General features: G+C 34.2%; 22 protein-coding genes and 1 other RNA gene. 9 read left to right on the top strand and 14 right to left on the bottom strand.

Features of this window, described 5'->3' with window-relative positions; all coding sequences use genetic code 11:
• Positions 1-23: 23 nt before the first annotated feature.
• The 8 genes from atpE to pheT all read right to left on the bottom strand — a co-directional run bounded on the left by atpE (position 24) and on the right by pheT (position 7,682).
• Positions 24-371 carry an ATP synthase F0 subunit C gene (gene atpE / locus HY04AAS1_RS04450; RefSeq protein ID WP_012513922.1) on the bottom strand — a complete coding sequence of 116 codons (348 nt, stop codon included), beginning with the start codon at positions 369-371 and terminating at the stop codon, positions 24-26.
• Between the two features lie 10 nt (positions 372-381).
• A complete protein-coding gene (locus HY04AAS1_RS04445) occupies positions 382-789 on the bottom strand; it encodes a hypothetical protein (protein WP_012513921.1) in 408 nt (135 codons plus the stop codon).
• 1 nt (position 790) lies between these two features.
• The gene (atpB, locus tag HY04AAS1_RS04440) at positions 791-1,444 is read right to left on the bottom strand and encodes a F0F1 ATP synthase subunit A (protein ID WP_012513920.1); all 654 of its coding nucleotides are present in this window, start codon (positions 1,442-1,444) and stop codon (positions 791-793) included.
• A 54-nt stretch (positions 1,445-1,498) separates the two neighbouring features.
• Positions 1,499-2,872, bottom strand: a complete 1,374-nt coding sequence (gene hemN, locus HY04AAS1_RS04435) for an oxygen-independent coproporphyrinogen III oxidase (RefSeq protein WP_012513919.1) — start codon at positions 2,870-2,872, stop codon at positions 1,499-1,501.
• 57 nt (positions 2,873-2,929) lie between these two features.
• A complete protein-coding gene (gene rny / locus HY04AAS1_RS04430; protein WP_012513918.1) occupies positions 2,930-4,657 on the bottom strand; it encodes a ribonuclease Y in 1,728 nt (575 codons plus the stop codon).
• Positions 4,639-5,196, bottom strand: a complete 558-nt coding sequence (locus tag HY04AAS1_RS04425; protein ID WP_012513917.1) for a 5-formyltetrahydrofolate cyclo-ligase — start codon at positions 5,194-5,196, stop codon at positions 4,639-4,641. The genes rny and HY04AAS1_RS04425 overlap by 19 nt, the downstream gene beginning before the upstream one ends.
• 44 nt (positions 5,197-5,240) lie before the next feature.
• A non-coding RNA gene (ssrS, locus tag HY04AAS1_RS08365) (6S RNA) lies at positions 5,241-5,407 on the bottom strand.
• Positions 5,408-5,414: 7 nt separating this feature from the next.
• On the bottom strand, positions 5,415-7,682 hold the full coding sequence (gene pheT, locus HY04AAS1_RS04420) for a phenylalanine--tRNA ligase subunit beta (RefSeq protein ID WP_012513916.1): 2,268 nt from the start codon (positions 7,680-7,682) through the stop codon (positions 5,415-5,417).
• A 16-nt stretch (positions 7,683-7,698) separates the two neighbouring features.
• Here pheT and HY04AAS1_RS04415 point away from each other — a divergent pair, with 16 nt between their 5' ends.
• The 5 genes from HY04AAS1_RS04415 to HY04AAS1_RS04395 are packed head-to-tail and all read left to right on the top strand — an operon-like array spanning position 7,699 to position 10,647.
• Positions 7,699-8,151: a RusA family crossover junction endodeoxyribonuclease gene (locus HY04AAS1_RS04415; protein ID WP_012513915.1), complete on the top strand. Its 453-nt coding sequence runs from the start codon at positions 7,699-7,701 to the stop codon at positions 8,149-8,151.
• Positions 8,152-8,195: 44 nt separating this feature from the next.
• Positions 8,196-8,609: a flagellar protein FlaG gene (locus HY04AAS1_RS04410; protein WP_012513914.1), complete on the top strand. Its 414-nt coding sequence runs from the start codon at positions 8,196-8,198 to the stop codon at positions 8,607-8,609.
• Between the two features lie 3 nt (positions 8,610-8,612).
• Positions 8,613-9,998 carry a flagellar filament capping protein FliD gene (gene fliD / locus HY04AAS1_RS04405; protein WP_012513913.1) on the top strand — a complete coding sequence of 462 codons (1,386 nt, stop codon included), beginning with the start codon at positions 8,613-8,615 and terminating at the stop codon, positions 9,996-9,998.
• A 12-nt stretch (positions 9,999-10,010) separates the two neighbouring features.
• On the top strand, positions 10,011-10,442 hold the full coding sequence (locus HY04AAS1_RS04400) for a flagellar export chaperone FliS (protein WP_012513912.1): 432 nt from the start codon (positions 10,011-10,013) through the stop codon (positions 10,440-10,442).
• Complete coding sequence (locus HY04AAS1_RS04395; protein ID WP_012513911.1) at positions 10,396-10,647, top strand: hypothetical protein; 252 nt, start codon at positions 10,396-10,398, stop codon at positions 10,645-10,647. Before HY04AAS1_RS04400 ends, HY04AAS1_RS04395 begins: the two co-directional genes overlap by 47 nt.
• 13 nt (positions 10,648-10,660) lie before the next feature.
• On the opposite strand, the gene rimI is transcribed toward HY04AAS1_RS04395, so the two are convergent.
• Positions 10,661-11,095 carry a ribosomal protein S18-alanine N-acetyltransferase gene (gene rimI, locus HY04AAS1_RS04390; protein ID WP_012513910.1) on the bottom strand — a complete coding sequence of 145 codons (435 nt, stop codon included), beginning with the start codon at positions 11,093-11,095 and terminating at the stop codon, positions 10,661-10,663.
• Positions 11,096-11,111: 16 nt separating this feature from the next.
• On the opposite strand from rimI, the gene HY04AAS1_RS04385 reads away from it, so the two are divergent.
• Positions 11,112-12,020: an SAM-dependent methyltransferase gene (locus HY04AAS1_RS04385; RefSeq protein WP_012513909.1), complete on the top strand. Its 909-nt coding sequence runs from the start codon at positions 11,112-11,114 to the stop codon at positions 12,018-12,020.
• An 8-nt stretch (positions 12,021-12,028) separates the two neighbouring features.
• Here the strand turns inward: HY04AAS1_RS04385 and HY04AAS1_RS04380 are convergent, their stop codons facing one another.
• The 3 genes from HY04AAS1_RS04380 to hisIE form a co-directional block, all read right to left on the bottom strand.
• The gene (locus tag HY04AAS1_RS04380) at positions 12,029-12,886 is read right to left on the bottom strand and encodes a hypothetical protein (protein WP_012513908.1); all 858 of its coding nucleotides are present in this window, start codon (positions 12,884-12,886) and stop codon (positions 12,029-12,031) included.
• Positions 12,887-13,026: 140 nt separating this feature from the next.
• Positions 13,027-13,380 (bottom strand): iron-sulfur cluster assembly accessory protein, encoded by a 354-nt coding sequence (locus tag HY04AAS1_RS04375; RefSeq protein ID WP_012513907.1) that lies wholly within the window; start codon positions 13,378-13,380, stop codon positions 13,027-13,029.
• A gap of 53 nt (positions 13,381-13,433) precedes the next feature.
• Entirely contained in the window at positions 13,434-14,057 is a 624-nt protein-coding gene (hisIE, locus tag HY04AAS1_RS04370; protein WP_012513906.1) for a bifunctional phosphoribosyl-AMP cyclohydrolase/phosphoribosyl-ATP diphosphatase HisIE, read from the bottom strand.
• Positions 14,058-14,112: 55 nt separating this feature from the next.
• On the opposite strand from hisIE, the gene dgt reads away from it, so the two are divergent.
• Both dgt and HY04AAS1_RS04360 read left to right on the top strand, forming a co-directional pair.
• Complete coding sequence (gene dgt, locus HY04AAS1_RS04365) at positions 14,113-15,366, top strand: dGTP triphosphohydrolase (RefSeq protein ID WP_041308169.1); 1,254 nt, start codon at positions 14,113-14,115, stop codon at positions 15,364-15,366.
• A gap of 10 nt (positions 15,367-15,376) precedes the next feature.
• Positions 15,377-16,744, top strand: coding sequence for a glycosyltransferase family 39 protein (locus HY04AAS1_RS04360; protein WP_337954057.1), 1,368 nt, complete (start codon positions 15,377-15,379; stop codon positions 16,742-16,744).
• A 7-nt stretch (positions 16,745-16,751) separates the two neighbouring features.
• On the opposite strand, the gene groL is transcribed toward HY04AAS1_RS04360, so the two are convergent.
• Positions 16,752-18,383, bottom strand: a complete 1,632-nt coding sequence (groL, locus tag HY04AAS1_RS04355) for a chaperonin GroEL (protein WP_012513903.1) — start codon at positions 18,381-18,383, stop codon at positions 16,752-16,754.
• A 32-nt stretch (positions 18,384-18,415) separates the two neighbouring features.
• Entirely contained in the window at positions 18,416-18,706 is a 291-nt protein-coding gene (gene groES / locus HY04AAS1_RS04350) for a co-chaperone GroES (protein WP_012513902.1), read from the bottom strand.
• A 172-nt stretch (positions 18,707-18,878) separates the two neighbouring features.
• Here groES and HY04AAS1_RS04345 point away from each other — a divergent pair, with 172 nt between their 5' ends.
• Positions 18,879-19,490 (top strand): alpha/beta hydrolase, encoded by a 612-nt coding sequence (locus tag HY04AAS1_RS04345; protein ID WP_012513901.1) that lies wholly within the window; start codon positions 18,879-18,881, stop codon positions 19,488-19,490.
• Positions 19,491-19,494: the final 4 nt, after the last annotated feature.

The following is a 19,494-nucleotide window of genomic DNA, read 5'->3' as shown; positions in this document are numbered from 1 at the left end:
TACCCAAGGCGACGCTTTAAAGTTTAGAATCCAGCTTTTCCTGAGAATATACCAGTAAATACAAATATTATAGAGAACAACATTGCATAAAGTGCAAAGGTTTCAATGAATGCCAGACCTATGAACATTATAGTTTGCAACTTACCTGCCATGTTTGGATTTCTAGCCATGCCCTCTTCCGCACCTCTTATAGCAGAACCAGCACCTACACCAGCACCCAAAGCACCAAGGCCTATAGATACGCCTGCAGCAACCGCCATCAAACCATAAAAAAGCGCTCTTGCATGGGCATCGGAGCTACTTGAACTAGCAGTGTCAGCCATTGCTATGCTACTAGCAAGAGTTAAAAGCATGAGAGTTTTAAGCTTCATAAATATCCTCCTAATTTATTAATAAAACTGGTTTACCTACTGATTTTGAAAATTTTGAAATATTTTTGTTGAAATTATTACAAGCCACTATAAGCATGTCTGGATTTATGCTATTGTATAAAGCTTTTGCTTCTTCTTCAAAATCACCCACCTTTACATGAAACTTTATGTTAAGCTCTTTGGGAAACATATGTTTTAATCTATCTAATGTTCTATTTACACTATCTTCTTTCATCTTAGGATCAAAGGGCATTCCAAAAGAAAGGGCTATATCCTCAGCTTTTTTAACAGACTCTAAAACTACAAGCGCATCAACCTCAGTTTTAAAGACATTCAAAAAGTCTATTATCTTTCCTGTAGAGCTTTGACAATTACCGCTTTCCATATCCATTATTAGAAGAATCTTATTTATATTCATATCAATGTTCCTCGTGTACCACCGCACCAGCTATATATATTGTGCTTAATATCATAAAAATAAAAGCTTGTAAAACAATGGCTAATACCTTTATTGTTATTAAAAATACAAGTACTATTGGAGATACTGCCAACGTAAACGGATTCCCTATCAAAACACCTATTATTGAAATAAGAAGTATAGCTCCACCTTTCATATTTGCAAAAAGACGTAAAGATAGGGATACAACCCTTCCTAAGTGAGACATGATTTCTATTATAAAGAAGAAGGGTGCTAAAGCTTTTATTGGCCCCATAAAGTGTTTTATATAACCAAGACCGTTCACTCTAAAGCCTTCAAAGTGGTATAAGAAAAATACTATAAGTGTAAGTGCTAAAGTGGTATTTATGTTGCCAGTGGGTGCATCTACAAAAGGTAAAAGCTCCATAACATTTCCAAAGAATACAAAAAGCCCTATAGAGGCTATAAGAGGTAAATAGCGTAGACCTTGCTCGCCCATGTTTTCAGTGACCATAGATTTGCAAAAATTTATATAGGATTCAATTACAAATTGCAATTTTGATGGCATGATTTTAGGTTTGCCAGCAGCTAATACAACGCCCAGTGCTACTACCATGGCTACTATACTAGTTATTACATGCTCATAATGTTCCATGGGGAATATTATAGCATAATAATATAAAAATTTCTCTAAAATTTTTTATCTTTTTTATATGGTCCTAGAAAATGTTGGTTTTTCTTTGGCTTTTGAATATACATCAAAAACTATAGCTATATTTCTTATCAATAGCCTGCCTTCTGGGTTTACCTCTATCTTATCCTCATTTATGCTAATAAGACCATCTTCTTCTAGTTCTTCTAGCTCTAAAAGCTCTTTTTCAAAATATAAATCAAAGTCTATGCTAAATCTAGAAGCTATATCCTTTTTATCTACGTAAAGATTACACATAATGTCCATTATCACTTCTCTTCTTATTATATCGTCTTGGTTTAAGATATACCCTCTCATAATAGGAAAAACGCCTTTATCTAAAGCGCTATAGTAATCTCTTAAGGTTTTATGATTCTGGAAATAAGCTTTGTCTAACATGCCTATAGATGTGGCACCAATTCCTATTAGATGAACGCCTTTTCTGGTGGTATAACCTTGGAAGTTTCTCCAAAGTTTTCTATGCTTTTGGGCTAAATAAAGATCGTCTGTTTTTTTTGCAAAGTGATCCATACCTATAAAAGCGTAATCACTGGCTTCAAACAACTCTATCGCTAACTTTAACATATCAAGTTTTATTGATGCTTCTGGCAGAGTTGTAGCATCAATTTTGCGTTGAAGCGGTTTTAGCCAAGGCACATATGCAAAATTAAAAACTGCTACCCTATCTGGAGAAAATTCTATCGTTTTTTCTATGGTGCTTTTAAAGGTATCAACCGTTTGGCCCGGTAATCCATACATAAGGTCTATGTTTAAGCTTTTATAACCTAAACTCCTTATATCGTAAATTACATTTTTTAAAAGCTCTTCATCTTGCACTCTGTTTATGCGTTCTTGCACATTTCTATCAAAGTCTTGTATCCCCATACTAATTCTGTTGAATCCAAGTTCTTTATAGAGTTTTAGTTTTTTGTAATCTATATGACGCGGGTCTATTTCTATTGATACCTCAGGCTCTTCTGTAAAATCAAATCTGTCTTTGATAAAGGACATCATATTGTAGAAATCTTCATTATCTAGAAAGTTTGGAGTGCCCCCGCCTATGTGAAACTGGTCAATTTTCTTATAATCTTTCAAAACATCTTTTAGCATATCAACTTCTTTAAAGAGATAGTTAAGATATGGTTTTGCCACATCTGTTCTATGAGAAATTATTACGTTACATCCGCAAAACCAACACGCATTTTCACAGAAAGGTATATGAATATATAAAGAAAGAGGTCTTTCGTCGTGCAATATATCTTCTAGTTCTTTTTTGTAAACCTCAGAGGACAGAGGCTTAAACTCTACCGCTGTAGGATAGCTAGTGTATCTTGGACCTGGTTTATCATACTTTTTTATAAGGTTAAAATCTATCTTAGTATTTTTGTACATAAAACACTCCTACAGTTAAATATAAAACTATTTTTTCTAAAAGCTATACAACAAAAATCATCTTGCATACTCTACAAACCTATTTTCTCTTATAACTACAACCTTTATGTTGCCAGGATAATCCATTTCTTCTTCTATCTTCTTGGCAATCTTCTTAGACATATCGTAAGCTTGTTCATCTGTGAGTTCAGAAGGGGATACTATAACCCTTACTTCTCTGCCGGCTTGCATAGCATATACGTTTGATACACCTGGAAAACTTTTCACAATCTCTTCAAGTTTTTCTAACCTTTTAATATAAGCCTCTAGAGATTCCCTTCTTGCTCCTGGCCTTGCTGCGGAAAGAGCATCTGCTGCACATACTAAAGCTACCTCTGGATATTTAACAGGCTCTTCTTCGTGATGCGCTTTTATGGCGTTTAAAACATAGTCAGGCTCTTTATACTTTTTGCACAATTCTATACCTATGTCTGTGTGAGAACCACCCATTTCGTTTGATATGGCTTTCCCTATATCGTGCAAAAGTCCAGCTCTTTTAGCAGCTTTTTCGTTTAAACCTAGTTCAGCAGCCATGAGCCCAGCTATCGTTGCTACCTCTTTTGAATGGAGCAATACGTTTTGCGAATAAGATGTCCTGTAGTAAAGTTTACCTATGTAATAATAAAGTCCTGGGTTCATATCGTGGATGCCTAACTCCATAACAGTTTCTTCACCTAGCTTTCTAATGTTGTTGTCCATTTCTTTTTTAACTTCTTCTACAACCTCCTCTATACGAGCTGGGTGTATTCTGCCATCAATTATAAGTTTTCCAAGGGCTTGTTTGGCTATCTCTCTTCTCATAGGGTCAAAAGATGAAAGCGTAACGGTATCTGGGGTATCGTCTATTATAATATCAACACCTGTTAATATTTCAAAAGCTCTTATATTTCTTCCTTCCCTTCCTATGATACGTCCTTTAAATTCGTTGCTTGGTAGCTCTATAGTAGACGTGCTGTAATTTATTGCTATTTCTGGGGATAGCCTTTGAATAGATGTGGTGATAATTCTTTTCGCTTCCCTTTCAGCCTCTTCTTTTGCCTTTTCTTCTATGGCTTTTGCTATCCTTATACTTTCTATCTTAGCCTCTTCTTCGGCTTTTCTTAATATCTCTTGGTAAGCCTCTTCTTTAGTTAAAGATGCTATTCTTTGGAGTTCTAGAAGTTCCTTGTTTTTAAGTTCTTCTATTTCGCTTTTAATGGTTTCCACGTTTTTATACTGCTGCTCTATCTCTTTTTCTCTCTTTTGAAGAGCTTTTTCTAGTTCTCTTAGTTCCCTTTCTTTTGCGTAAAGCTCCTCTTCTTTTTTCTCAAGGCTTTGTAGCTTTCTTTCTAGGTTTATCTCTTTGGACTCTAAGCTTCTCTCTCTTTGTAAAAGAGATTGCTCTTTTGAAGAAAGTTCTTCTTGTTTCCTAATGTAGTCTTTCTCTAACTCTTCTTTTCTAAGCTCTAGCTCTTTTTTGATGGCTTCTTTTTCTTTCCCTAACTTTTCGTTTTCTTTCTTGATAAACTCCATGTACTTGGATGCTTCTCTTTCTGCCAGTTCTTTTGAATACTCTAGCTGTTTCTTAGCTTCTTCTAGTATGGCATCTGCCTGTCTTTTAGCTTCTTCTAATAGGATTTTTGACTCTTCGGATGTGTTTGGTAGATTCACCACTTGTTTTTCGCTTAGCTTTTTAAAAGCTAAAAATCCAAAACCAGACAATACCAATACTAAAATGGATAAGATACCTATAACGACAGTTTCCATTGGTAATTACCTCCTTCTATTACATAATTTTCAGAAATGATTTTGTTAAGTTTTACATCAAAAGGGTCTTTCTCTATAGAGTCAACAATTTGAAAATCATAACATATACCTATAGAAAATATGTTTTTATTTGCCGATAAAAACCTATCGTAAAAACCCTTACCAAAACCTACACGGTAAAGATGTTTATCAAAGCAAACTCCAGGTACCAAACAAAGATCTATACTCGTTTCCTGGCACTCTTCTGGTTCTAAAGTATTGTAAATGGATTTCACAAAAGGGCTTCTGTAAATACAAGGCACAAGGGTATCGTTAACAATTTTTGGTAAAGAAATAATTTTCCCTTCATATATACTTATATCAATAAACGGATTTACCTCTTTTCTTATGGGAAGATAAACCATCACAGACTTAGCCCTTTTAAAATCTCTATCTTGCAAAAGGTTCTTTGCTATCTCTAAGGAAGCATTGCATACTTCTTCCTCAGAGAGCATGTCGCGTCTTTTCAAAAAAATACTTCGTAATTCCTTTTTTGACATATACCTCCATAATTAGGAGGCAAAAGAAGAAAGACAAGAAGGGTTTATTACCCACCCTACCGTCGTGCAAACATACATGCGGGCCTCCTATTTTTAGGTGGGCGCCCTGTCAGAGGGTCTACTGTGAGACGCCCCTGAACTTCCGAGCTCCCTAATAGCTCACATGTAGGCCCCAAAAATATCTTCACACTAACGAGTAGGGCAGGCTTTTATTTAAACTAAACAAATCTAAGCTCTATACCCTCTTCTTTAAGGTGTCCTAATAGCTTTTCTATTAGAACATTTACTTCTTCATCTTCTAAACTTCTATCAAGGGCCCTTAAACTAAGTCTTAGACCTACGCTCTTCTTATTTTCTTCTATTTGCTCTCCTTTATAAAAATCAAATACTAAAACATTCTCTAACATGCTTCCAAAAAACTCTCTTATGAGAATAATAAGCTTTTGAACATCAAAATCAATGCTCATTATCAGTGATATGTCTCTAACTATCGGTGGATATTTAGATATTTCTTTTATATCATGATATTTTGCTTTATTAGGAATTTCAAACTCACATATAATTGTATCTTGAAGTATATCGCTTTTTAAAACGCCAAAAAATCCTATATCTTTATTGTCAAATGTTAAGCTTCCCTGTTGATAAGGATGAAGGAATGGCAAACTAGAAAAACCAAACATAATATCTTTGTTTATAGTTTTTACTATCTCCTTTATATGGTTTATATTCCATTTTGTTTTAGGGTATATTCTCTTGTGTCCTCTTAACAATATGCATATACTTGTAGGTTGAGAATCTTCTTTAAAGATATTAGATATTTCAAATGTAGCAAAATCGTATATGTGCTTTTTAACATTTTGATCTGCCAATCTTATCATAGATGGCGTTAGGTATCTTCTTAAAAACCTAAAAGAAGGTAGTATGGGGTTTTTGATTTCTATAGTGGGTTTTTCTAAGCCAAGAGCTTCGTAGTCTTCTATTTTGTCGAAGCTTAAATTTATTACTTCTTTCAATCCGGTGGCTACCAATTTGTTCTTTATTTCGTATATATATTCTTTCTTATCGCTTGGCTTTGGTAAGAGTGTTAATGGTTCTATTTCAAAGGAGTTAAAATCTGTTATTCTTACAATTTCTTCTATAAGGTCTATGGAAGAGTCAATATCGTAGTATCGGTGAGACGGAGCTTCAAACTCTATACCACATCTCATAGGCTTGTTGGGAATACCAAGTTTGTTTATTATTTCTGATATTTTTTCTTTTTCAAAGTTAAGGGCAGTATATCTTACATAGTCGTTCATGGGTAAGAAGAACTTTTTAACAGGCAATGTTTCTCTTATTACTTCATTATAACCTACCACTTTGCCACCAGCTTCTTTCTCTATGAGTTTTAAAGCAAAAACAGAAGCTTTTAAAGCCATATCTATATCTACACCTCTTTCAAACCTGTAAGAGGCATCTGTTGATAACTTTAGAGTCTTTGAGGCTTTTCTTACGAAAATTGGATCAAAAAGAGCAGATTCTAAAAGTATGTTTTTTGTGTCATAAGATATAGAGCTATCTAATCCACCTATAACACCAGCCAAAGCTATCGGCCCTTTGTCGTTTGCTATAACCATGATAGACTCATCAAGTTCATATTCTTTTTTATCTAAAGCTGTAAGCTTTTCCTTTTGTTTTGCCTGCCTTATAATAATCTTATCCCCGATTTTGTCTTTATCAAAAGCATGAAGAGGTTGTCCTAACATCATCATAACGTAGTTTGTTATGTCCACAACGTTGGAAATAGTTTTAAGACCCATTTTCCAAAGAGCTTTTTTAAGCCAAAGTTTTGAGCTTTTAACAGATAAACCTTCTACAATGCTACCTATATATCTATAGCATCCTTGAGTCTCAATTGATATATCTATATCTATTTTTTCTGGTAAGCCTTGTTCTATGTTGAAATTAAACGGTTTGTTTGTGATGGCGCTTATCTCTCTTGAGATGCCGACTATAGAAAGTAAATCTCCTCTATTTGGTGTAATCTCGCATTCTAACACATATTCTCCAAAATCAAGTAAAGACGCTACATCTTTGCCTACTTCAACGTTGTTACCTAGTATCAGGATACCTTCTTCTATATCATCCAAGCCAAGCTCTGAGGCTGACAAAAGCATACCTTGAGATTCAAAACCTTTAAAGGTTTTTGTATCTATGGTTTTACCGTCTATAGTAGCTCCTTTTACAGCTACTGGTACTTTAGCACCCACGTAAACATTGGAAGCGCTTGTTATTACATCGATAGTGGTATCCCCTAAAAATACTTTACATAGATTGAAATTTTCAGGCTTTTGTATAGATAAGATTTCACCGACCTTTACGTTTTTTATATCAGTACCAAATCTTTTTAACGTAGTCTCAGTGCCAGATATAGAAAGTTTATCAGCTACATATTGAGCGTCCTCTATTTCCACGTATTCGCTTAGTATTGATAAAGGTGCAAACATAGTATATTATTTTATCATGGAAGATGATACGCTGTATCTATTTATTTCAGAGCCTCCAAAGGGAAAAGCAAACAGATATATAAGGCAAAAGGGCGGAGCTGTATTTAAACCTTGGAAGATTTCGTCTTGGGAGACAAAGGCTTCTTGGGAGATAAGTTTACAACTAAAAAAGCTAAAGTTTAAAGAACCATTTTCTTGTAAAGTGTCTGTTGAAGCTATTATATTTTTACCAGATAAAAGAAGAAGAGATATAGACAACATGTTGAAAACCCTTTGGGACGTGTTGGAAAAAAACGATGTTATAAAAAATGACAACCTAATATATGAGATAAATACTATAAAGCATGTTGAAAAAGGTCTGCAGGGAATTTTTATTAAAATAAAGCCTTATGAGGAACAAACGATAAAAATAGAAGAAGCTAAAAATTTTATAAGAATTGCCGATAATAATATCATTGAAAAATGGTGAAATAGCAATATGTTATTTATAAGAAAAGCTTGGAGGTTTTTGTTATGACGCCGCTTGAACTTGGAGGTTTAGATAGTGTGTTGGCAAATCAGTTAAATAATCAAACTATACAAAATACTCAAACGAGTCAACCTAGGACAGCTCCTCAATCTCAAGGCGATCAAAATACCACCAATACACAAAATCTACAAGATGAAAAAAGCATAGATTATAGCAATACAAGTAGAGATAATTTAGAAAAGCAAATTCAAAAAGCAATAGAGCAACTCACTAAAAATTTATCTTATCTAAACACACATCTTAACATTACGTTGGATAAAAAAGCAGATAGCTTAGTTATAAAAATAATAGACAACAAGACTAACCAAGTAATAAAAGAGATTCCACCAGAATATATGCTAAGAATAGCAGAGGCTATTAACAATTTAGTGGGTATTATTGTAAGTAAGAAGGTATAAAATATGGCTGGAATAGCTTTGTCTGGATTTTCAAATCTATTTAACAGTGGTAGTATTTTGGCCGCTGTTATGTCATCTAGTAGTTTACCGCTTTTATCACTTAGCCAACAAGCAGCTTATATGCAAAATCAAATGCAAGAGATAAACTACATATACAATCAATCAATGTCTGTATTTTCCACAATGATGGGGTTTGTATTAAATCCCATAACAGGTTCTATGACAGCTATAAGTTCAAACTCGTATGTTTTAAATGCAATAGCTACACCTAATACTGTTCCTGGTACATACAACATCACTGTTCAACAACTGGCACAACCAGAAATATCGTTATTAGGAAGCTTTTCATCTGCAAACACACAGCTTGGTCAAAGCGGTACTATAAGCTTATTTTTTAGATCAAATACATCTTCTTCAGGTATCACCGACAACAATTTAAGTGCTACTACCCCAGGTGTTCAAGAATTTAATATTACGTACAATGGTACAAACACGTTACAAGATATAGTAAATGAAATAAATAATACCGCTGGATCCGATGTAACTGCCTCAATATTTTATAATGGCAATACATATAGTCTTATGCTTGCAGAAAAACAAGGGGCTTCTACTTTCACAACATCTCCTTCCACTACTCAGCATGTGATAGTGGCTCAAGATAGCGCAGGTATATTTACCCAAAACTATATACAAAACGCTCAAAACGCTGTTATAAATTTTGGTGGGGCTAGTGTTACATCAAATATAAATCAGATTCAAAACGTAATAAGTGGAGTTACGTTAAATCTTTCTGGGACTGGGTCTGTAATTCTTAGCATATCTCAGGACACGTCACAAGTAGCGAACAACGTATCAAATCTTATAAACGAGGTAAACAACATCTTAACACCTATAAATGTTCTTACAGAAAAACCTGGCACTTATCCTTCTCAAAATTCTTTGACCTCCGCAAATCCTTTTATAGTTCCAGGCGATTTTATGGGCAATTTTATGCTAACAAACTTAAAAACTCAACTCCTTAGTGTAGTTCAGCCATTAGAAAATTTAGGGGTTGTAAACTATAACTATCAAACAGGGCAATTGCAGTTTGATTCCAATAGCTTTCAAAATTTACTGAGCACTAGCTCTCAGACCGTACTCAACTCTGTAACTGCTTTTGTAAGCAGTTTGAGCCAGGCTATAATGAATATTATTTCTCCAAACGGGGCTTTGATGACAGAAGAAAACAACATATCTTCAAATTATGCATATACAGAGAATCAGATATATCAAATGCAGCAATCTTTGCTTTTACAACAGCAACAACTTCAACTTCAGTTTTCACAGGTAGAGGCTGTAATGGCAAGTTCTAGTGCTGAAATAACAAAACTTCAAACACTTTTAGGATAAAGGAGGTAAATTATGTATCAAGATTTGAAGGACAGCTATGTAGAGAATATGCTTTTCAGCGCAAACCCTTTGCAACTTATTATTATAGCTTATGACAAAGCTATAGAGTTTATGGAGCTTGCTATAGAAGCGATAGATGCAGGTCTTGATAATGTAGACAACTTGATAAAGAAATGTGAATATATCACCAAGGCTACTGAAGCTGTCGCTATACTTCATGATTCGCTTAACTTTGAAAAAGGCGGGCAAGTGGCTAAAGATTTATCAAACTTTTACAGGGTGATATTAGAAGGTCTTTTGATAGCCAATCAAAAAAACGATAAAGAGCTTCTTCAAAATATGATTATGATGTTATCTGGTGTTAAACAAGCTTGGGAAGAACTAGAAAGGAGAGAATATGGATCAAAATCAGTCGCCACTGAAAAAGCTGCTCCTTCAGTGTGAGTTGTACGTTCAAACCGATGAGTACGATAAAGCTAGAACTTGTTTGGAAGAGTTGGCTAACTTAGATGTTTCCAAAGAGTCAAAAGAAGATATAGAGGAATCTTTAAGGATTTTAAACTACATAATAGAAATAGCTAGCGAAAAGAGGCTTGGGTTAGCCCAAGCCATAGCAAATTTTAATAAGTTTAAAAACTATCTTTTTTGAATAAGACTATAACTTATAACTTTTTTGACATTACAAAAGCGTTTTCCCCATCTGAGTAAAAACCAGTGCGCTCCCTTTCGATAGAAAATCCAAGCTTTTTATACAATTTTATGGCTGGTAAGTTTGATTTTCTGACATCAAGCTCTACATAGTTTATATTTTCTTTTTTTAAGAGCTCGAAAACCTCTGTCAAAAATTTAAAAGCTATTCCTTTTGATCTATACTCTGGGTGTATTGCAAATGTCATCATAAAAGCTTCTGTACCATGACACCAAAATATCGCATAGGCTATTACCTTACCATCTTCCAAGCCCACCCATTTTTTTGAATAATCTAAATTAAACTCTCTGTAAAATCCTTGCTCGTTCCAAGCATCTGTGGTAAAAGATAAATTGTTTATCTCTATAACTTCATCTATATACTCTTTTGTCATTTCCATTATTATCATGATGTATAATTTTAGCATGAAACGTTTTTACGATTTTTTTATACAAAAAGCCCAAAACTATTATTCTACAAACCCCAAAATAGGAAAAGGAGATTTTTTCACATCACCAGAACTTGATGAGACTTTTGGAAAAAGCATAGCTTACTTTATAAAAGATTATATAAGTGCTTTTGATAATCCTAAGATATTGGAGCTTGGGGCTGGAAACGGCATTATGGCTAAAGATATATTGGATGTTTTAAACATTCCTTATATAATATATGAGACAAGCCAAAGATTAACCAACATCCAAAAACAAAACCTCAAATGTAAAAATGTAATTTGGATAGATGATCTTAGCATGTTAGAGCCTTTTGAGGGCATAGTGCTGTCGAACGAATTTTTCGACGCTTTAGGTATAGCCCCCATAAAAGATAAAAAGGAGCTTTACATAGAACCACCAAAAGAAATATGGCAAGAGCCTCATGAGGATACCAAAATTCTTATCGATATACTAAATTTAGATAACGCTTATTACGAATTGCCCATAGATAGTTTTTACATATATCAAAAAATATCAAAGCTTTTAAGAAAAGGGTATATACTTAGTATAGACTATGGGTACAAAACATCGCCTCATAAAAACACGATAAGAGGTTATAAAAACTCAAAAATTGTCCAAAATATATACTCAGATGAGATATTTGACATCACGTACATGGTGGATTTTTCTATGCTTCAAAAAATAGGAGAGTATTTTGGTTTTAAAAACATTTTTTTAAAAAGGCAAAGGGAGTTCCTTATGGACATCCCTTATTTTATAAAGACCATAGAAGAAGTATGCCAGGAGGAGGATGCATACTCCATCGAAAGATGCTCCAGACTTAAAAACCTAATACTTAGCATGGGAGAGAGTTTTTATGTGCTTTTACAAGAAAATTTATAAGAAAAGCCTTAAAACTTATAGCCAAAACCAGCATAAACACCGTCTTTAAATCCACTTGGTAGTGTAGAGGAATTTCCTCTATTTAGGTTGTTAAAGCCGTAAGTATCTACGTGAAAATCAAGATTTTTGGTAATATAGTACATAGCCCCCACTGTTAGATCAAATTCTCTTTTTGTACCAGCAAGCCCATCGTGGGAGGTAAATATTTTGTTGCCATACTTTCTTTCAAAATAAAACCTCATATCAAGGTTTAAAGCTAGTTTTGGGTTGTTTACATCTCCTATGAGAAGCAGTTTGTCTTTTGTGCCTATGCTAAGTAAGGGAGCGTATGGCACTAAGTTTGGTGCCACTCTGTTACCATAAAAATAGATATCGGTAAAAACCGAAGAAACTATCTTCTTATAGTCGTATTTTGCTCTTAATCTTGAACCAAAGTTGTAATTGTCGTTGGTTGGTATCTCTTTTTCTTCAGCTCCGTATTGAATGACTTGAGATGGTGTTATAGAGGGTTCGAAAGATGTTAACGGTTGATAATCTTTTGCAAAAAGCCCAATACCAATTTTTGAATGTTTATCTTCGTAGAAGTTGTATAAGCCAACAGTTTTTAAGTTTAACTGTAGAAGTTTATTCCTTTGTGTGCCGCTCCCTGTATCAGCAGATCCGTAATATCCATCTGCTTTAAAATCAACATCAAATCTTTTTATTCCCCAGTGAAGCTTATAGCCAAGATTTAGCTCTGGTCTTAGCGTGACGCTTCTTATGCCTGGTAATCTTCCAGCAAACAGGTTTATATAAACCTCGTTTCTAAGGCTTTTAGAAAAAGCCAAACCATTTAATATCCCAAAAGCAACGATTATTTTTTTCATTAGAAGATCATAATATAAGCGCATGAGAAATAAATGAAACTACTATGAAGATATTGTGAAATATATATAAGTTTATAATAACTAACTTTTCATGAAAAAACAAGCCTGCTCTATGCAGGCTTGGGACAGAAATATTTTAATTAGTGTGAACCGCAACCACCAGAGCCGCAGCTGCCACAACCGTCACCAAAATTGTTTGGATTTTTAATGGTAAAACCGCCGCCCATAAAATCTTGGACATAGTCAAGCTCTGCACCGTTTATATAAGGCACAGAAAATTGATCTATTATGATTTTTGTGCCATTTGATTCCAATACGATGTCTGTCTCTTCTACGCTATCATCAAACCCCATAGCGTATTGGAAACCAGAACATCCACCTGGCACAACCCTAATTCTAAGCATAGGATTTTCAATGTTGTTCTCAGCTGCTATTTTAGCTATTTCCTGAGAAGCCAATTCTGAAACTGTAAAAACTAAAGTAGTTGCTTCCATAAAAGCCTCCTTAAAATTGATAATCTTAATCTAAGGTTAAGATAGCTTAGTTGCTATGATTTATGTCTTCTTATAAGTTCAAATTCTACATCCTCAAAGGACATATTGGAGTATTTTATACCCACCAAAATATGATAAATTAAGTCTGCCAATTCATAAGCAATCTCTTTTTTATCTTGGTTTTTAAAAGCTATAACGCTCTCTATAGCCTCTTCGCCTACTTTTTGCACTATTCTATCAAGTCCTTCTTTTATAAGCTTAGAAGTGTATGAGCTTTCTACTGGATTTGATATTCTATCTTTTATAAGTCTTTCTAGAAATGGCAATATCTCAAAGGGCATCAAAGAAGGTTTTTCTTTATCAAAAGCCTTAAAAAAGCAATTTCTATTACCTGTATGGCAAGCGATATCTTTGTGTTGTTTTATCATATATATAAGTGTGTCGTTATCGCAATCAAGCCTTATCTCAAGCACCTCTTGGAGTTCTCCGGAAGTCTCTCCCTTTTTCCATATGCTATTTCTTGAACGAGAAAAGTAATGTGCGTAGCCTGTCTCTATCGTTTTTTTGATAGCTTCTTTGTTTGCGTAAGCTAACATTCTTATCTCGCCACTAAAAGCGTCTTGCGCTATTACTGGTATAAGACCTTTTTCATCAAAAGCTATATCTTCTATGCTCATAGATAAGATTATACACAATTTATATATATTTAATATGTTAAGATATATAATATCTATGATTGGCTATAACGATTTTGATAAAGAAAGGATTTTGAAAGAAGATGAGTTTATACAGAAAAAGAAAGATACTGATGTAAGAAGCGATTTTGAGCGGGATAGAGCAAGAATTATACATTCTTCAGCTTTTAGAAGACTCCAAGGAAAAACTCAAATAATGAGCCCTGGCTATCTTGATTTTTATAGGACAAGATTGACGCATAGTCTTGAAGTAGCCCAGATATCAAAAGGCATGGCAATAAAACATGGTATTGATAGTACTATTGTAGAAGCGATATCTTTGGCACACGACATAGGTCATCCACCGCTGGGCCATTCTGGTGAACAGACTTTGAGAGAGTTGATGAAAGAGCATGGTTTGTTTGAATCAAACGCTCAAAATATAAGGATACTTACTTATCTTGAGATAAAAACCTTAAAAGACGACAAAAGCTATGGGTTGAATTTAACAAGGGCAGTTTTAGATGGTGTAATAAAGTATAAAGGCTTTTTAACAAAGGAAAATAAAAAAGGCTTGTATAAAGAAAATGAAATGGAGTTAGAATTTATAGACCCTTATTATCAAGATGCTCAAGTCCCTATAGAGACCCAAATTATGGATTGGGCAGATGATATAGCGTATTCGGTACACGATATAGAAGATGGAGTAAGGCTTTCTTTAATAAACTCTATAGTTATTGACAAAATAGGACAAAAGATTTTAGAAGATGCAAAAGCGTCAAATATAGACAAAAGTTTTGCAGAAAAAACGTTGGAAGACTTTCAAGAAGAGCTTTATAAAATCCAAAAAGCTGGGGCTTTTGAAAGAAAAAAACTTTTAAAGTCTTTTACATCCTTTAGAATACATAAGTTTATAAATGCTACAAAGATAGAACAAAACGACAAAAGAAGACCTAATACTCAAAGATATGACTATAAGCTTAAAGTAGATGAAGAGGCGAAGTGGGAAGTTGTTATATTGAAAAATATAAGCAAAGAGCTTTTTATAAACGATTACAGACTAGAACAGCTAAGACATAAATTGAGTTTTGTTATTAAAGAGCTTTTCGGACTTTTATCCCAAAAAGATGCTAAGAAATATTATCCAGATGATTTTAAATATATGTGGGATATAAATAACTGTGATCATGATGAAAAAATGCGCTTTCGCCTTGCCTGTGATTACATAGCTGGAATGACCGATAACTTTGCGCTTAAGCTTTATAGGAGATTGTTTAGTCCTAGCAACGATGGATTATTTGACATCGCGTAGGCATTATCTTTTGCTTTTTTTAGTAATAGCACTTTATTTTGTAAACCTGGGCACAAATCAAGTGTTTGCTCCCAACGAGTCTTTTTATGCAGATGCTGCTTTAAACATGTTGAAAACTGGCAATTATCTAGTTCCCATCTACAACGACCATATAAGGCTTGCCAAACCACCCCTTTTATACTGGCTTATAGCGTTATCTTTTAAAATGTTTGGGGTTTCAAGCTTTTCTCTGAGATTACCCTCCGCCCTTGCCGGGGCTTTTTGTGTTTTATTTACTTATTACTTTGGTGAAAAAATCACAAAAAACCTTGGGTTATACGGCGCTATTGCCACAGGTACGGCTCTTGAGTTTGTATCAAACACAAGGTACGCTTCTCCCGAAGTACTGTTTTGCTTTTTCATAAGTAGCTCTATATATTTTCTTTATTTTTATCTTAAAAGCCAAAAGCTTATATATCTTATCGTGAGTATCGTTATGTCTTCTTTGGCTATGCTTACCAAAGGTCCTGTGGGGGTTCTGATAGTGGGTTTTGTGGGCTTTTGGTATATTGTGTTTGAAAATCCTAAGCTTTTAAAAGATTATAAGCTATATATGGCGTTTGTTATAGCTCTTTTTATAGGTGGGCTTTGGTATATAGAAGTCTTAAATTCACCTTACAAAGAGCTTCTTATACACAAATTTTATGTAGAAAACATAAAGAGAATAAACGGTTTAGAATCTGACCCTTGGTATTTTTACTTAAAAGATACGATAGTGTCTTTTGCCCCTTTTTCTATTATACTTTATTTGTTTTTTCTTAATCTTAAAAGCCTAAAAACTATAAAACTTGCAAGTGTATGGTTTTTTTCACTTTTTATCGTGTTTTCCTTGATAAAGATGAAGATTCCAACATATCTTATACCAGCTTATCCAGCGATGGGTTTTATAGTGGGTATAAACGCCATGACTAAAAAATACTTTAGATACATGTTTTGGATACTATTTTGTATTGGGCTTTTGATATACTATGTTTTAATTATTTTTGTTTTATCATCTATAGAACCTTATAGACCATATAAAGAAATGGGCGATGTTATAAGGCTTTATAAAGATAATAAACCGGTTTATTATGAAGGGTATTTCATCCATCAGCTACCGTTTTATGCTGATGCTACGATTAAAAAATTTACTAAAAATTCAAAACCAGGTATTTTAATAACGGAAACCCCATGTAAAAAACCTTTATGGGAAGGTTATGTGTATACAGATTCTGAGTCAAGGTTTTTGGTGTTTTTAAAAGATATTTACAAATTTAGAAAAGGTAATATCAAATATTCTAAATTTAAAAAATTTTATATATGTGATTATAAAGGCCCCACCAAAATGGGGAGGCCTTAAAGATTTATTAATCAAAATCTGGTGGCATATCTGTTGGGGTTGGTGTCTTTTCCTTCTTTTCAGGGAGTTCTGCTATAAGAGCTTCAGCGGTTAGCATTGTTCCGGCTGCAGATGCTGCATTTTGTAAAGCGGTTCTTACCACTTTGGTTGGATCTATTATACCTGCTTTTACCATATCTTTGTACTCTCCGTTGGCGGCGTCAAAACCATAGTTCTTGTCTTGATCTTCATATACTTTTTCAAGCACCAAAGAACCCTCGTAACCGGCGTTATAAGCTATTTGTTTTAGAGGATACTTGCAGGCGTTGTACACAATTTTCACTCCAAGCTCTCTGTCTTTGTTGGCGCTTGTATAGTTTTCTAATACTCTTGAAGCTTTTGCTAAAGCTGTACCACCACCAGCTACTATACCTTCTTCAGCAGCAGCTTTTGTGGCATGTACCGCATCTTCTACTCTAGCCTTCTTTTCTTTTAGCTCAGACTCTGTAGCCGCTCCAACTCTTATAATTGCTACGCCACCAGAAAGCTTAGCAAGTCTTTCTTGAAGCTTTTCCCTATCGTAGTCTGAGGTGGTTTCTTTTATTTGCTTCTTTATTTGCTCTATACGTGCTTCTACTTTTTTCTTGTCGCCCTTTCCACCTACTATAGTGGTATTTTCCTTATCCACTATCACTTTTTCGGCTTGTCCAAGCATATCAAGAGTTACAGATTCTAACTTTATACCGAGATCTTCAGTGATAGCTTGACCACCAGTTAATATAGCTATATCTTCTAAGTAGTCTTTTCTCCTTTGACCAAATCCAGGTGCTTTTACAGCTACCGCCCTTATTACTCCTTTTAGAGTGTTTACTACTAAAGTAGCAAGTGCTTCAGCCTCTACGTCTTCAGCTATTATTACTAAAGATCTACCGACTCTTACTACGTTTTCTAATACAGGTAGAAGTTCTTTTATGTTGCTTATCTTTTTCTCAAATATTAGTATGTATGGGTTTTCCAATACTGCTTGCATTTTATCTGCATCGGTTATAAAGTATGGTGAGAGATATCCCCTATCAAATTGCATACCTTGTACTGTTTCAAGTGTGGTTTCAGAGGATTTTGATTCTTCTACAGTTATTACACCATCTTTTCCTACCTTTTCCATAGCTTCAGCCAACAATTTTCCTATTACAGGATCGTTGTTAGCGGATATTGTGGCTACTTGTTCTATTTCTTTATTGCTGGTAACAGGTATAGAGGCTTTCTTGACTTCTTCTATGACAAGTGCTACAGCTTCGTCTATACCTCTTTTTAAATCCATTGGATTTGCACCAGAAGCTATTGCTTTTAGGCCTTCTGTGAATATAGCTTGAGCTAAAACTGTAGCTGTAGTGGTACCATCACCTGCTACATCAGCAGTTTTTGAAGCTACTTCTTTTACAAGTTGGGCTCCTATGTTTTCAAATTGGTCTTTTAGTTCTATTTCTTTAGCTACAGTAACACCATCTTTTGTAACTACTGGTACCCCCCATTTCTTTTCTATGATGACTTCTCTACCCTTTGGTCCAAGGGTGACTTTAACGGCATTAGCCAACTTGTCAACGCCTGCTTTTAATTTTGCCCTTGCTTCTTCTCCATAGATAACATGTTTTGCTGCCATACTTCACTTACCTCCTATAAATTTTTTTTAAATTATTCAATGATAGCTAATACTTCGTCTTCGGCCATTACAAGATATTTTTCGCCGTCCAATTCTACTTCTGTGCCGGCGTATTTGTTGAAAAGCACTTTATCACCTACATTTACGGCCAACGGTCTTATTTCACCGTTGTTTAGAACTTTCCCATTACCTACTGCTATTACCTCACCTACTTGAGGTTTTTCTTTGGCCGTATCTGGTATAATGATACCAGATGGTGTTTTTTGTTCCTTTTCTTCCATGCGCTTCACAACAATCTTGTCGTAAATCGGTTTTAGCTTCATGCTTCATGCCTCCTTCTAAGTTTTTCTATAAAAAATTATATTAACTTTTTTGCAGTTTGTCAAGTGTTTTATAATACTTTGTGATAATATCTTACTCAACTTTAATTAGTATAAATATATTAAGTTATTGTAAGTTATTATAAAAGCTAAAAATTTTGATATAATAAAAATTGTGAGAGTGTTTATACACGGTTGGGGCTTTGACAATAGTGTATTTAATGGTATATCAAAAGAAGAAGACTTTAAGTTAGAATTGCCAGGACATGGAAACGCTATAAATTCTCTTGAAGAAGCAGCCGCCTTTTATAGTAAGTTACTAAAGGATTTTAAAAGTATAGAGATTATAGGTTGGTCTATGGGTGCTTCTTTGGGAATTATGTTAACACAACACTTGAAAAACGTAACGAGCCTTAAGCTTATAGGCTTTAGTCCTTATTTTAAAGAAGCCCATGATAAAATTACAATTTCGGCTTTTATGAGGACTATGAAAAAAGATTTTTACAAAGGTATAAGAGAATTTAGAAAGAATGCCTATCATTCTGAGTTTAACGGTGAGTATCCAATAAAAGATATAGCTTTAAGTATACTTGAAGAATATATAAACCTTGACTTGAGGGAAGCTGTAAAGAATCTTGATTTTTCTATTAAGCTTATACAAGGAGAAAATGACATTGTGGTACCTATGCAAGAAGCTTATAAGACAAAGGAATTGAATGGGAAAATAGATATATTTTTGTATAAAGGTGGGCATTTTCCTACTACACAAGTACTAAAAGAGTTATAATATA

Origin of the sequence: Hydrogenobaculum sp. Y04AAS1 (assembly GCF_000020785.1) — a bacterium.
GTDB lineage: Bacteria > Aquificota > Aquificia > Aquificales > Aquificaceae > Hydrogenobaculum.
Note: the sequence above shows the minus strand (reverse complement) of the source record. Positions and strands in the feature narration are given on the sequence as shown.

Bases quoted from the DNA above. Each gene is read 5' to 3' on its own strand.
- hemN (WP_012513919.1), bottom strand. From the start codon at position 2,872: ATGTACAAAAATACTAAGATAGATTTTAACCTTATAAAAAAGTATGAT.
- HY04AAS1_RS04410 (WP_012513914.1), top strand. From the start codon at position 8,196: ATGACGCCGCTTGAACTTGGAGGTTTAGATAGTGTGTTGGCAAATCAG.
- groL (WP_012513903.1), bottom strand. From the start codon at position 18,383: ATGGCAGCAAAACATGTTATCTATGGAGAAGAAGCAAGGGCAAAATTA.
- groES (WP_012513902.1), bottom strand. From the start codon at position 18,706: ATGAAGCTAAAACCGATTTACGACAAGATTGTTGTGAAGCGCATGGAA.
- atpB (WP_012513920.1), bottom strand. From the start codon at position 1,444: ATGGAACATTATGAGCATGTAATAACTAGTATAGTAGCCATGGTAGTA.
- dgt (WP_041308169.1), top strand. From the start codon at position 14,113: ATGATTGGCTATAACGATTTTGATAAAGAAAGGATTTTGAAAGAAGAT.
- pheT (WP_012513916.1), bottom strand. From the start codon at position 7,682: ATGTTTGCACCTTTATCAATACTAAGCGAATACGTGGAAATAGAGGAC.
- hisIE (WP_012513906.1), bottom strand. From the start codon at position 14,057: ATGAGCATAGAAGATATAGCTTTTGATGAAAAAGGTCTTATACCAGTA.
- HY04AAS1_RS04375 (WP_012513907.1), bottom strand. From the start codon at position 13,380: ATGGAAGCAACTACTTTAGTTTTTACAGTTTCAGAATTGGCTTCTCAG.
- HY04AAS1_RS04380 (WP_012513908.1), bottom strand. From the start codon at position 12,886: ATGAAAAAAATAATCGTTGCTTTTGGGATATTAAATGGTTTGGCTTTT.
- rimI (WP_012513910.1), bottom strand. From the start codon at position 11,095: ATGATAATAATGGAAATGACAAAAGAGTATATAGATGAAGTTATAGAG.
- HY04AAS1_RS04415 (WP_012513915.1), top strand. From the start codon at position 7,699: ATGGAAGATGATACGCTGTATCTATTTATTTCAGAGCCTCCAAAGGGA.
- HY04AAS1_RS04395 (WP_012513911.1), top strand. From the start codon at position 10,396: ATGGATCAAAATCAGTCGCCACTGAAAAAGCTGCTCCTTCAGTGTGAG.
- rny (WP_012513918.1), bottom strand. From the start codon at position 4,657: ATGGAAACTGTCGTTATAGGTATCTTATCCATTTTAGTATTGGTATTG.
- HY04AAS1_RS04400 (WP_012513912.1), top strand. From the start codon at position 10,011: ATGTATCAAGATTTGAAGGACAGCTATGTAGAGAATATGCTTTTCAGC.
- HY04AAS1_RS04385 (WP_012513909.1), top strand. From the start codon at position 11,112: ATGAAACGTTTTTACGATTTTTTTATACAAAAAGCCCAAAACTATTAT.
- HY04AAS1_RS04445 (WP_012513921.1), bottom strand. From the start codon at position 789: ATGAATATAAATAAGATTCTTCTAATAATGGATATGGAAAGCGGTAAT.
- atpE (WP_012513922.1), bottom strand. From the start codon at position 371: ATGAAGCTTAAAACTCTCATGCTTTTAACTCTTGCTAGTAGCATAGCA.
- HY04AAS1_RS04425 (WP_012513917.1), bottom strand. From the start codon at position 5,196: ATGTCAAAAAAGGAATTACGAAGTATTTTTTTGAAAAGACGCGACATG.
- fliD (WP_012513913.1), top strand. From the start codon at position 8,613: ATGGCTGGAATAGCTTTGTCTGGATTTTCAAATCTATTTAACAGTGGT.